Source organism: Massilia sp. Soil_C_3, assembly GCF_057657035.1.
The window spans coordinates 14620-27314 of record NZ_JBDGJG010000009.1; the positions used below are offsets into that span (position 1 = coordinate 14620).

Consider the following 12695-nt stretch of genomic DNA (forward strand, 5'->3'; position numbering starts at 1 on the left):
TGATCAAGGAGACGCCCATGCCATCGCGCCGCCCGGCTACCCAGGCCGACCTGTCGACATTATGGGAATTGCGCACCCGAGCGGTGCGCGCCGGTTGCGCCGCCCATTACCCGGCCGCGGTGATCGACCTGTGGTGCGCCGCCCCGGCGCCCGCCTCGCTGCCGCTGCTGGTCCAGGCCGGTGGGGCCGTCGTGGCAGAGCAAGACGGGCGTATCGTGGGCTACGCCGTGCTGAACCTGGATACCGGCGAACTCAATGCCGCCTTTGTCGAGCCGAGCCACCAGGGCCGCGGCATCGCCCTGCAACTGCTGCAGCAGCTGGAATCGATGGCGTGCCAGCGGGGCCTGCCCCGCATGTTCCTGTCGGCCTCGCTCAATGCCGTGCCGTTCTACGAACGCGCCGGCTTCCTGTCGCTGCGCGAAGAATTGTATCGGCACCGTTGCGGGGTCGACCTCAAGTCGGTGTTCATGGAAAAGCTGCTGAGCCGTGCCGGGCCGACTACATCGCCTGGCCTTGGCGCGCCAGGCGGCGCAGGCCGTTGACGCGGCGTACCCGCGCATGCATCGCGTGGCCGATGTCCAGCCGCAGCAACACCAGGATCGCGATGCATGAACCCAGCACGGGCACGCCGAACGCCAGTGCCTTGAGTCCCAGCACGACAGCCGGCGCCTGGACGGCGCCCGGCACGTAGCCCAGTTGCCCGAGCGTCCAGCCGATCGTCGCCAGCGCGGCCATGCCGCCAGCCTTGAGCAGGACCAGAATGGCGGCGAACGCCGCCGTCTCGCTGCGCTCGCGGTAACGGAACTCCGAAAAGTCGACGATGTCCGCCAGGATCCCCCAGGGCAGCATCGCTACACCGGCCACACCGACGCCGGCCAGTGCCGCGCATGCCAGCAGCAGCGCCTGGTGTTCGCCGGCGCATGCGAACAGGACGATGCCGGTGGCGGCCACGCCATGGCTCAGCGCCAGCAGCGTGGTCTTGTCGTGGCGCGGCACCAGCGAAATCCACAGGGTGGCGCCGGCGATGCCGCTCAGGGCCAGCGTCAGGAGCACCCGGCTGGCGAAGCCGGCATCGTGCAGCACATAGGTGCACAGGTAGAGCAGGGTCTTGCCGAACATCGGGATCGCGAAGCCGGTCACCACCGCCACCACTGCGATCGCGCCGAACAGGCGGTCGTGCCTCGGCCACCATCCGCTGGCCACGGCCTGCCGCGCAAGCGCACCGCGCGGCTGGCCGGCGGCGCGCGACGACCATGCCGCCAGCAGCAGCGTCGCGCAAAACAGTATGCCCGCCCACAGGCCCAGCCATGCCATGCGCACCGGGGCCGCCGGTCCCGCCGCGGCATTCATCGACGGCGCGATCACGGTGGCCACCACCACGCTGGCGGCGGCGCTGAACAGGGTGCGATAACCGGAAGCCCGGCCGCGCGCGTGGCTGTCCACGGTCACCCGCGCCAGCAGGGCGTTGTGCGGCACGTCGATCAGGGCGTAGCTGCCGCGCAGCAGCAGCAACAGCGTGGCGATGAGGAGGAAGCCTTGCGCCTGCAAGAACGGCAAGGCGTACAGCGCGCCGAATGCACAGGCGCAGGGCAGGACGCACAGGGCGATCAGGCGCGGGTAGCCGATGCCATGCCGGTCGGCGTGCGATGCCAGCATGCCGGCGCCGATATCGAACGCCAGGTCGCCCAGGAAGACGATCAGCATGAGCAGGCTGACCTCTGCCGCGGGCATGCCGATGATGTCGGTCAGCAGGAACAGCAGCGTGACATCGATGCTGCCGAGGAAAATCGCCTTGCCGAAATTACCCGATGCGTAGCCGACGACGTGGCGGTCGCGGTTCAGCTGGGCGGCGCATGCGCGAAGGTCTGGCATCCTGCGAGGATAGCCGGCTCAGATGACAGCCTGATGTCAGCGCACGGCGCTAACCCGCTACCAGCGTCGTCGCCGCATGGATCGGCAGCAGCGCGGCGCCCAGTGCGATGGCGCTGCCGCCCAGCGCCGAGATGCGGATCTGCCCCGGCCGCTCGGCGGGCCAGCATAGCGGCATGGCATTCAGGCGCTCGGCCAGGCGCGCCACCACCGAGGCCGGCAAAGGACTCGAAAACACGATGTCTTCGGGATCGAACCAGGCGATCGCACTGTTGACCAGCACTTCCAGCTGACTGGCGGCGCGGTCGAGCCAGCCCTCGACGACCGCCTCGAAACCTGCCGTGATCTCGTCGAAACGGGCAACCGACTCGATGCCGCAGCCGGCTTCGCGCAGCACCGCCAGCAGGTCCAGCGTGCTCGGACGCGGCAGGTGGCCTGGATAGAGCATCCCGATTTCACCTGCGCCGCCGAAACCGCCCTTGACCAGTCGCCCATCCTCGATCACACCGGCGCCGATGCCGTAGCCGAGCAGGATCACGACCACGGTAGCCGCCTTGCGCCCGGCGCTGCTCAGGTAGTACTCGGCCATGGCAGCTGCGTTGGCGTCGTTCTCCAGCAAGACCACCGTGCCGAGCGCCTCGCCCAGCATCTGCCCCAGCGGCACGTCGTTCCAACCGGGCAGCTCCTTGACCGTATGCCACGAGTCGCCCGTGCGTGAGCGCGGCGAACCGGGCAGGCCTACGCCGATGCCGAAGAAGCGCTGGCCCAGCAGGCGATGGCGCACGCCGAGTACGTCCAGGTGTCGTTGCACGATGGCGGAAAATTCGGCCGGGTTCGGCGTGCCGATCTGTTCGCTGACGAGCGCGATGATCTCGCCCGAGAAGTCCACCAGGGCGATCTCCAGCACGCCCTTGTGCACCGTCGCGCCCGCGGCGAAACCACCCTGGGGCGAGATGCCGAGCGGGATGGTCGGTCGGCCGCGCGTGGGCGCTTCAAGCGCTTCCCGTTCTTCCACCAGGCCCAGGCTGATCAGGTTGTGCGACAGCTTGGTCAGTGCGGAGTTGCTGACCTGCAGGGACAGCGCCAGTTCCGTGCGCGGCATCGGGCCTTTCATGCGCAGGTGCCAGAGCAGGCGTTTCTCTTCCGAGGGCAAATGCAGGCGCGCAGCTTTCATCGTCCAGTCCTCGTCTTTATGGATTTTATTTATTTTACGAGTAATAAATAATCCGGTCAAAAACGCTCCGTATTCTGCTCATGTTGACTTTATCCCATCCAGGACGACTCCATGATCAAGACAAGAATGACCCTCGCGCTGCATTGCGCACTCGGCGCCCTCGCGGTGCTCGGCCCCTGCGCAGCAGCCCAGGAAGCCCCTGCGGCGGCAACCCCGGCGCCGGCCGCCAGCCAGGATGCCGATGCCGTCAGCGATGCCCAGGTGGTGGTGGTCACCGGTTCGGCGCGCCCGCAGCGCCGCTTCGACGTGTCGTATGCGGTGAACTCCCTGTCGCAGGGCGACATCCAGAAACTGGCGCCGCTGAACATGGCCGACCTGCTGGGCAAGATGCCCGGCATCCAGGTCGAGGCCACCGGCGGCGAAGTGCAGAACGTGACCCGGGTGCGCGGCATCCCGACCGACGACGGCTACGCCCTGTTCCAGCAGGACGGGCTGCCCCTGATGACCGAGATTAACGGCTTCTTCTTCCGCGGCGACAGCATGAACCGCTACGACCTGATGACCAGGAACGTGGAAATCGTGCGCGGTGGCCCGGCGCCGATCTATGCCAGCCAGGCCGCCGCCATCGTCAACAACACCACCGTCACCGGCTCCGAGAAAACCATGGGCAAGGCCCGGGTCACGGTCGGCACGACGGGCCTCAAGCGCCTGGACGCCTACCAGTCGGGCAAGATCGACGACAAGACCTATTACGCCGTCGGCGGTTTCATTCGCGAGGACGATGGCCACCGCGACAATGGCTTCCCGAACGACCGCGGCGGCCAGATCCGCGCCAACATCAAGCACGTAACGGACACCGGCACCTGGAAGCTGAGCGCCAACTACCTGAACGACCACAACACCTTCTACCTGCCGATCCCGGTCTCGGATCCGCGCAACCCGGCGGTCTCGCTCGACCGCTACATCGATTATTTCGACGGCACGATGAATTCGCCGTCCCTGCGCAGCGTGCCGCAGCAATACCTGAACGGCGCCGGCGCCTTGCAGACCGAAACGCGCGACCTGGCCGACGGCCGCCACCTCGAATTCGGCAACCTAGGCCTGCAGTACGAGGGCGACCTCGGCGCCTGGCAGCTGTCGGCCAAGGCTGGCGCCACCCGCGGCAAGCTCAATTTCGACGCCTTCTATTCGACCTCGAACCCGGCCGACCCGACCACCTTCGCCAACGGCTTCATGAACTCCGCCAGGGCCGCCTTCGGGCCGGTCGCGCGCCTGGGCTATGCGGTCGCCGGCAGCAAAGGCGCACAAGCCTATGACCCGGCGAGCGACTCGGGCCTGGTGATGCAGGGCCAGTACCGCGCGATGGGCGCCACCTTCTATTCGCACCAGGCCGACGTCAACCTGACGCGCACCTTCGAGACCGGCATCGGCAGCCATGACGTGAAGGCCGGCTTCTATGCCAGCGCCTACGGCACCACCACCAAGTCGGTGTACAACGACATGCTGATCGAGGTGAAGGGCCGGCCGCGCACCCTCGACCTGGTGGCGTATTCGGATTCCGGCGCGGTGCTCGGCTCGGTCACCGACAACGGCGTGCTGCGCTACACGACGACCCTGAACCAGGGCGACGTCGAAGCGCGCATGGGGGCGCTGTACCTGAACGACACCTGGACCGTGAACGACCAGCTGCGCCTGGATGCCGGCGTGCGCACCGAGCGTTACCGCTACGACGGCTACGCGCTGCTGACCGCGCAGGCCAACCTGGGCGACGGCACGACCCTGGCCGACGACACCACGCGCCGCTTCACCGGCGAGCGCCAGTCACACGTCTACAAGCCGCGCACCACCAACTGGACCCTGGGCGCCAACTACGACTTCACCGCGAACCTGGGCGGCTACGCGCGCGTGTCGCACCTGGAAGTGCCGCCGACGATGAACGTGGCCTCGTCGGTCGACCCGCTGGTGCTGACCACCAAGGCCGACCAGTACGAGGTCGGCGTCAAGGCCAACTTCGGGCGCTCCTACCTGTACGTGACCGCCTTCCGCACCAACTTCGATCCGCTCAACGCCTCGTTCGTGGCCTTCAACCCGATCACCGGCCGCAACGACCAGACCGTGCCGTTCTACGGCAAGGCCGTGGTGCAGGGCGCCGAGGCCGACGGCGCCTGGTACCTGACCGACCGCTTCGTGGTGAACGCCTCGCTGACGGTGCAGGAACCCGAATACCGCGACTTCGCCAGCGCCACCGGCGCCGACCCGTCGAAGATCATCGGCAACCAGCTGATCCGCCAGCCCAAGGTGTTCGGCAACATCCGCCCCAGCTACAGCTTCGGCATCGCCGGCAACCAGGTCGACGTCTACGGCAGCGTGGCCTATATGGGCAAGCGCTACGTCGACTTCTTCAACGCGACCGAGCTGCCTTCCTTCCACACGATCGGCGCGGGCGTGACCGTCACGCGCGGCGACTGGCAGTTCCAGCTCACCGGCGACAACCTGACGAACGAAAAAGGCCTCACCGAGGGCAATACCCGCACCGACGCCCTGGCGGGCCAGGGCACTAGCGTGGCGATCTATGGCCGTCCGGTGTTCGGACGCAGCGCACGCTTCTCCATCAGCAAGGCTTGGTAACACGATGATCAAACATCTCATGCTCACGGCAGCGCTGGCTGCCGCACTCCCCCTGCACGCCGCACCGGCGGTCGACCGCCACTGGTCGCTGATGGCGGGCCGCATGTTCCCGCTGGTGACCTCGATCCAGCCCGAGCGCGCGCCGGCCGCCCTGGCCGCCGTGCTGGAGCAACGCAGAAAGCGCATCGACGCCTGCGAGCTGGCGCCCAAGTGCCTGCTGCTGGCGGCCACCTGGACCGATGCCGACATGGATGCGGTGGCGGCTGCCGTGCCGGCATCCGGCAAGCCGCCGGGCATGGCCGACGACGGCGCCCGGGCCCAGGTGGTGCGCGAACTGCGCGGCCTGAACGCCGTGCTGCAGACCTATGGCTTCGGCACGCAATCGCGCTATCCGATGATCGACGGCCCCGTCGAGAAGGTCGACGGCGCCGGCTTCAAGGCATCGGTGGCGGATGCCATCTGGCTGGCCGACGCCGGCAAGCACGACCCTGCGGTGCGGCTGGACCCCAGCATCGCGCTGGCCATCGCCCTGATCGACGCCAACGAGCGGCGCGACGCCGTGCTGTTCGAGCCGCTCGACCAGGCCCACAACGCGGCGCCCTTCGCGCTGGCCAAGAAGACCGACTGGCAGCGCTACCGCTACTCGGCGATCATCATCCCCGGCGTCGGCCCCGAGAATCCGGCGCTCTCGATCAGTGCGCGCAGCAAGCTGCACCTGCAACTGGCGGCGCGCCGCTTCGCGCAGGGCGACGTGGCCTTCATCATCACCAGCGGCGCCGCCGTGCACCCGAAGGGATCGACTTATGTCGAGGCGGTGGAGATGCGCAGGACGCTGGTCGAGCGCTTCGGGATTCCCGCCGAGCGCATCGTGATCGAACCCTATGCGCGCCACACCACGACCAATCTGCGCAACGCCACCCGACGCCTGCACGCGATGGGCGCGCCGCTGGACAAGCCGACGCTGGTCGTCGCCAATTCAAGCCAGAGCCGCTACATCTCGAGCCCCGAGTTCGCGGCCCGCAATCCGGCGGAACTCGGCTACGATCCGGGCGCCGTCGGGCAGCGCCACTCGCCGTACGAGGTGGAGTTCACGCCGTCGGTGCGCTCGCTGCGCGTCGATCCGTGGGATCCGCTCGATCCTTGACCGGTCCTCAGTGCGTCGGAATCGGGTTCGCCGCCAGGTAAGCATTGAACTCGTTCACCAGCTTGTGTTCGCCCGGCCCCGCGTTATCCCGCATCGGCTGGGCTGACTCCACCACCACTTCTTCCTTGCCGGTCGCAAGACCCGCCATGGTCTGGGCGATGAAATCTGCCAGCGGCATGGCGCGCGGATCGTCGCCCTTGTGGATCAGATCGGTGTTCACCCATGGCGGGGCGATCTCCTGCAAGGTCACCGAGGTATCGCGCAGCATGAAGCGCTGCGACAGCGTGTACGAGTGCAGGGCCGCCTTGGTGGCCGAATACACGGCGGTCGAGGCCAGCGGCACATAGGCCAGCACCGAGGTGTTATTAATGATGGTGGCGCGCGGCTGTCGTTTGAGGTGGCCCAGCAGCGCGGAACTCATGCGGATCGGACCGAGCAGGTTGGTGGTGACGGTGGACAGCATCACGTCTTCGTCGACCGCCCCGGCCGCATCGTCGAAGGGCATGATGCCGGCGTTGTTGACCAGGACGTTGAGGTTCGGGAAGTCCTGCGTGAGCTGGGCCGCGACCTGTTTGATGCTGGCGGGGTCCGCGATGTCCAGCTCGACCGCGTGCATGCCCGGATTGGCCTTCACCACCTCGTCCAGCAGCGCCTTGCGGCGGCCCGCGACGATCACGGTATTACCCAGCTTGTGGAAGGCTTCCGCCAGGCCGCGGCCGATGCCCGAGGTGCCGCCGGTGATGAGGATGGTGTTGTCGTTCATTTGCATGGTGTTCTCCTTGAATTGATGATGACGTTCAGGCGGCTTCAGTCAGGGCAACGCTGTAGCGCGGCGCCGGCCTGGTGTGCGACAGGTTCGGCCCCAGTGCGCGGCGGGCGTTCTCGAAGGCGTCCCAGTCGGCGCTGTCCGGCAGCGCCGGGATGGTGATCACTTCTCCCTGATCCAGGCCGGCGAGGGCGGCGTCGACCATGTCATTCACGGGCATCACGATCTCTTGCGGCAGGTGCGCGACCGGCACGCCGGCGTGGTCCCAGAATTCGGTGGCGGTGGCGCCCGGCAGCACGGCCTGGACCCGGATGCCCTTGGCGCCGACTTCGTGCTGCAGCGACTGGGTGAGTGCCAGCACGAAGGCCTTGCTGCCGCCGTAGGTGCCGTTGAGCACCTCGGGAGCGACGGCGGCGATCGACGAGATATTGATGATGGTGCCCTGGCCGCGCGCCACCAGGCGCGGCACGACGGCGCGCGTCAGGCGGGTCAGCGCCGTCACGTTCAGGGCGATCATGCGATCGAGGTCTTCGACGCTCGAATCGAGCATGCTGGCGGTGGCGCCCAGGCCGGCATTGTTCAGCAACAGGGTGATCGCGGCATCGCTTGCCAGGCGTTCTTCCACGCGGCGCAGGTCGGCGCCTTGGGTGAGGTCGGCGGCCAGGATGTCGACCTTGCGGCCGGTCTCGGCGCGCAGCCGGGCGGCGACCTGCTCGAGGCGCTGCTGGTTGCGCGCCACAAGCACCAGGTCGTAGCCGCGTTCGGCCAGGCGTTGGGCGTAGCGGGCGCCGATGCCGGTCGAGGCGCCGGTGATCAGGGCGGTGGTAGCTTGTGCGGTCGTGGCAATGTCGTTCTCCTTGTTGGTGTTTCCTTGTCGATGAAAACAGTCTACGGAGTTGGAGCATGGCCCGTTGGCCGTATATCCCTCTATTTAAGCCATCATGCGTGCTACTGAATCCGGGAGCAGGACGCAAAAAAACGGCGTGCATCGCTGCACGCCGTTTTCACAAGCCACCCGCAGGTGGCAGAGGTCACACAATCAGATGAAGGTGAAGGTCGCTTCCTGCGTCAGGCGCGATTTCGGCAGGCCGGCATTGAAGTCGCTTTCCGACGAATAGCCGAAGCTCACCAGCACCAGGCTGGTCAGGCCTTTCGCATTCAGGCCGAACTCCTCGTCCAGGATCTTCTGGTCGAAGCCTTCCATCGGGGTCGCGTTGATCTCGAGCGTGGCCGCGCCGAGGAGCGCCGTGCCCAGCGCCAGGTAGACCTGCTTTTCGAGCCACTGCGCCACGTCCTTGCCGCCGAAGCGGTGCTGGTGGACGTAACCACGGCGACCGGCGTCCTGGCCGGCACGTGCGGCGGCGTCGCGGAAGCGCCCATCGCGCTGTTCCTGGTCCAGCAGGGCTTCCAGGTGCGCGTCGTCCATGTCGATGCGCGAGCACAGCACGATCACGTGTGACGCATCAAGGATCTTGGCCGCGTTATAGGAATAGCCGCCCTGGGCCGCCTTGGCGATGCGCGCACGGCCTTCCGGCGTGTTGGCCACGACGAAGTGCCACGGCTGCGAATTCACCGACGACGGGCTGCTGCGCAGCAGGTCGTACACTTGCTGCATCACTTCTTCGGGGATGCGGCGCTCTGCATCGTAGGCTTTGGCGGTATGGCGTTTCTGTGCGGCCGACAGGATATTCATGGTGCTCCTTCTGATGGTCAATCCAACGATCTTAAGCGATCTGAAACTTAAAAGTTTTCGAGCACGATTTTGCCGATCGCGCGGTTGCTCTCGATGAGAGCATGGGCGCGACGCAGGTTGGCGGCATTGATCGTGCCGAAGTGCTCGCCCAGCGTGGTGGTCAGGGTGCCGTCCTCGATCATCGCGGCCACCCGGTTCAAGAGCTTGTGCTGGCGCACCATATCGGCCGTTTCGAACATCGAGCGGGTGAACATCAGCTCCCAGTGCAGCGAGATCGACTTGCGCTTGAGCGGCACCGCGTCGAGCGTGGCCGGATCGTCGATCAGCGCCAGCTGGCCCTGCGGCGCCAGCGCTTCGATGATGTCCTGGTAATGGCGGTCGGTGTGGGTCAGGCTGATCACGATATCGACGTTGGCAAAGCCCAGTTCTTCGAGCTGCGGCTGCATCCGGCGGGTGTGGTCGACCGTATGGTGGGCGCCGAGTTTGGTCACCCATTCGCGGGTGGCGTCGCGCGAAGCGCTGCCGATCACGGTGAGCTTGGTGAGCCGGCGCGCGAGCTGGGTCAGGATCGAACCGACGCCGCCGCTGGCGCCGATGATCAGCAGCGACTTGCCTTCACCGCCGCCTTCCGGCACGCGCAAACGGTCGAACAACAACTCCCAGGCCGTGATCGAGGTCAGGGGCAGGGCGGCCGCTTCGGCGAAGCCGAGATTGGCGGGCTTCTTGCCGACGATGCGCTCGTCGACCGTCTGGAACTGGCTGTTGGAGCCGGGGCGGACGATCGAGCCGGCATAGAACACCTCATCGCCAGGCGCGAACAGGGTCACGCTGGCGCCGACGGCGCGCACGATGCCGCTGGCGTCCCAGCCCAGCACGCGCGGCTCGCTCACGGCGGAACCCTGGCGGATCTTGGTGTCGACCGGGTTGACCGAGACCGCGCGCACTTCGACCAGCAGATCGTGCGGGCCGGTCAGCGGCATGGGCAGTTCGGTGTCGACCAGGGCCTGCGGGTCGTCAATGGGCAGGCCGTGTTGGGTATAGACTATCGCTTTCATTTTCTTCTCCAGGAATAAAGTGGGGGCAATACAGTGACAACGATTCTAGAGAAGAGCCGCGCCGCGAAACAGCGCCACCGCAGGGTTTCACTTTCACTGTGGGAGAGAAAATGATCCGCCTCGACGACCTGTCGCTGTTCGTGCGCGCCGCCGCCCTGGGCAGCTTTTCGCAGGCCGCACGCGAAGTGAACCTGCTGCCCGGCCAGGCCAGCGCGGCGATCCAGAGGCTGGAGCGCGAACTCGACGTGCGCCTGTTCGCGCGCTCGACGCGCAGCCTGCGCCTGACCGACGAGGGCAAGCGCTACCTGCCGTTTGCCCAGGATGCGCTGCAGGCGCTGCGCGACGGCCATGAGGGCATGCGCGGCGAGAACGCGTCCCTGACCGGCACCTTGCAGGTGGCGGCGCCGTCCGACTTCGGCCGCAACGTGCTGCTGCCGTGGATCGCACAGTTCCGGCGCGCGCACCCGGGCCTGGACATCCAGCTCCTGGTGTCGGACCAGGTGGCGGACGTGTTTCGCGATCCGGTCGACATCGCGCTGCGCTACGGCCAGATCGACGACGCCAGCTTCATCGCGCTGCCGGTGGCGCCAGAGAACCGGCGCGTGCTGATCGCTTCTCCCGCTTACCTGGAACAGCATGGCCGCCCGCAAACGCTGGCCGACCTGGCCTCGCACTGCTGCCTGGCCTACCGCCTGCGCGGTCGCATCTATGATCGCTGGTGCTTTCCACTGCCTGAAGGAGACCAGGTGGTGCAGGTCAAGGGGTCGCTGGTGAGCGACGACGCCGACGTGGTGCGGCGCTGGGCCGTCGCCGGCGAAGGCATCGCCTATAAATCCTGGCTCGACGTCTGCGCCGACGTGGCGGCGGGCAGGCTCGAGGTGGTCTTGCCGGAAGTTCCCGGCGAAGCCACCCCCTTGAACCTGGTGTGCCCGCACCGCAAGCAGTTCTCGTTTGCGGTGAAGCTGCTGCACGCGCTGGTGAAGGACCGCTGCGCTCCGCTGTTGGAACCCCTGGAGCGCCTGGGCAGTCTTTAGATCGCGCCGCCCTTGACGACGGCGCCGCCCTGGATCACGACCGCCGGGGCTTCCAGCAGGGTGACGTCGACCGTCGGATCGCCCTTCACCGCCACGATGTCGGCATAGCGGCCTGGTTCGACGACGCCGACGTCCTTGCGCGCCAGCGCCTCGGCCGCGTTGACGGTGGCGGTCTGGATCGCCTGCAGCGGCGTCATCCCGTACTGGACCATGACGGCGAACTGCTTGGCGTTGCCGCCGTGCGGGTGCACGCCGGCGTCGGTGCTGAACACCATCTTGACCCCGGCCGCATGCGCCTTCCTGAAGTTCTGGCGCTGCAGCTCCGTCACTTCGCGGTCCTTGCGCAGATTATCTTCCAGCACGCCGTTCTTCTTGCCCTCGGCCGCCGTGTAGCTGCCGTTATAGATGTCCATGGCCAGCCAGGCGCCGTGTTTCTTGGCGAGAAGGATGCCTTCGTCGTCGATCAGGCTCGCGTGCTCGATCGTATTGATGCCGGCGCGGATTGCATCCTTGATGCCGGCCGCGCCGTGGGCGTGGGCCGCCACCTGCAGGCCCCACTGGTGCGCTTCTTCCGCAGCGGCGCGCAGCTCGGCCAGGGTCATCTGCTGCTGGCCCGGTTCGGTATTGCGCGAGAAGACGCCGCCGGTGGCGCAGACCTTGATCACCTGGGCGCCGTACTTGCGCAGTTCGCGCACCGACTTGCGGACTTCGTCCGGGCTGTCGGCGTTGTACTTGTTCTTCTCTTCCATCGACGGCGGGAAGTAGGTGCTGTCGCAATGGCCGCCGGTCGCGCCGAACGACCAGGCGGCCGGCACGATGCGCGGACCGCGCACCTTGCCGGCGGCGATCGCCTGGCCCAGGCCGACGTCGTTCCAGTCCGAGGCGCCGAGATTGCGCACCGTGGTGAAGCCCGCATCCAGCGTCTTGCCCGCATGGGCCACGGCCAGCGCCGACCAGAAGCGGTCGTTGTATTCCAGGCCCTTGTAGCCGCCGTAGGTCGGGTCGGAATCGAGGTGCACGTGCATGTCGATCAGGCCGGGCAGCAGGGTCATGCCGGGCAGGGCGATGCGGGTCGCGTCGGCGGCGGCCGGCGTGGCGGCATCCGGCTTGAGGCTGACGACCTTCCCGTCGCGCACCAGGATCTCGGGGTTCTGGATCATGCGGCCGCTCTTGACGTCGAGCAGGCGGTCGGCGGTGATGATCACATCCGCAGCATGGGCGGCATGGACGGAACAAAGGCCGGCGGCGGCCAGGCACAGGGAGAGGACGTTCAGGGTCAAGCGGTTCAAGCAGCCTCCGGGCGGTGGATGGGTAAATGGCAACTTTACACCG

At 67.1% G+C, this 12695-nt stretch carries 11 protein-coding genes; 4 read left to right on the forward strand and 7 right to left on the reverse strand.

Translation table 11 applies throughout. The features are described 5' to 3' along the window. Positions 1–17 precede the first annotated feature (17 nt). Positions 18–542, forward strand: a complete 525-nt coding sequence (locus AC3A6F_RS18925; RefSeq protein ID WP_487683450.1) for a GNAT family N-acetyltransferase — start codon at positions 18–20, stop codon at positions 540–542. Here AC3A6F_RS18925 and AC3A6F_RS18930 read toward each other — a convergent pair. Both AC3A6F_RS18930 and AC3A6F_RS18935 read right to left on the reverse strand, forming a co-directional pair. Beyond that, positions 499–1872: an MFS transporter gene (locus AC3A6F_RS18930; RefSeq protein WP_487683453.1), complete on the reverse strand. Its 1374-nt coding sequence runs from the start codon at positions 1870–1872 to the stop codon at positions 499–501. The genes AC3A6F_RS18925 and AC3A6F_RS18930 overlap by 44 nt on opposite strands. A 49-nt stretch (positions 1873–1921) precedes the next feature. Continuing rightward, positions 1922–3043: an ROK family transcriptional regulator gene (locus AC3A6F_RS18935; protein WP_487683456.1), complete on the reverse strand. Its 1122-nt coding sequence runs from the start codon at positions 3041–3043 to the stop codon at positions 1922–1924. A gap of 111 nt (positions 3044–3154) precedes the next feature. Here AC3A6F_RS18935 and AC3A6F_RS18940 point away from each other — a divergent pair, with 111 nt between their 5' ends. Further along, the gene (locus AC3A6F_RS18940; protein WP_487683459.1) at positions 3155–5671 is read left to right on the forward strand and encodes a TonB-dependent receptor; all 2517 of its coding nucleotides are present in this window, start codon (positions 3155–3157) and stop codon (positions 5669–5671) included. Positions 5672–5675: 4 nt separating this feature from the next. Next, the gene (locus AC3A6F_RS18945; protein WP_487683462.1) at positions 5676–6815 is read left to right on the forward strand and encodes a YdcF family protein; all 1140 of its coding nucleotides are present in this window, start codon (positions 5676–5678) and stop codon (positions 6813–6815) included. Between the two features lie 7 nt (positions 6816–6822). Here the strand turns inward: AC3A6F_RS18945 and AC3A6F_RS18950 are convergent, their stop codons facing one another. The 4 genes from AC3A6F_RS18950 to AC3A6F_RS18965 all read right to left on the reverse strand — a co-directional run bounded on the left by AC3A6F_RS18950 (position 6823) and on the right by AC3A6F_RS18965 (position 10329). Then, positions 6823–7584, reverse strand: coding sequence for an SDR family oxidoreductase (locus tag AC3A6F_RS18950; protein ID WP_487683465.1), 762 nt, complete (start codon positions 7582–7584; stop codon positions 6823–6825). A gap of 28 nt (positions 7585–7612) precedes the next feature. Continuing rightward, entirely contained in the window at positions 7613–8428 is an 816-nt protein-coding gene (locus AC3A6F_RS18955; protein WP_487684169.1) for an SDR family NAD(P)-dependent oxidoreductase, read from the reverse strand. A gap of 192 nt (positions 8429–8620) precedes the next feature. After that, complete coding sequence (nfsB, locus tag AC3A6F_RS18960; protein WP_487683469.1) at positions 8621–9274, reverse strand: oxygen-insensitive NAD(P)H nitroreductase; 654 nt, start codon at positions 9272–9274, stop codon at positions 8621–8623. 47 nt (positions 9275–9321) lie between these two features. Beyond that, positions 9322–10329 carry a zinc-binding alcohol dehydrogenase family protein gene (locus AC3A6F_RS18965; protein WP_487683471.1) on the reverse strand — a complete coding sequence of 336 codons (1008 nt, stop codon included), beginning with the start codon at positions 10327–10329 and terminating at the stop codon, positions 9322–9324. A 110-nt stretch (positions 10330–10439) separates the two neighbouring features. On the opposite strand from AC3A6F_RS18965, the gene AC3A6F_RS18970 reads away from it, so the two are divergent. Then, a complete protein-coding gene (locus AC3A6F_RS18970) occupies positions 10440–11363 on the forward strand; it encodes a LysR family transcriptional regulator (protein WP_487683474.1) in 924 nt (307 codons plus the stop codon). Here AC3A6F_RS18970 and AC3A6F_RS18975 read toward each other — a convergent pair. Next, a complete protein-coding gene (locus tag AC3A6F_RS18975) occupies positions 11360–12652 on the reverse strand; it encodes a Xaa-Pro dipeptidase (protein WP_487683477.1) in 1293 nt (430 codons plus the stop codon). The two genes, AC3A6F_RS18970 and AC3A6F_RS18975, sit on opposite strands and share 4 nt — an antisense overlap. Positions 12653–12695 lie beyond the last annotated feature (43 nt).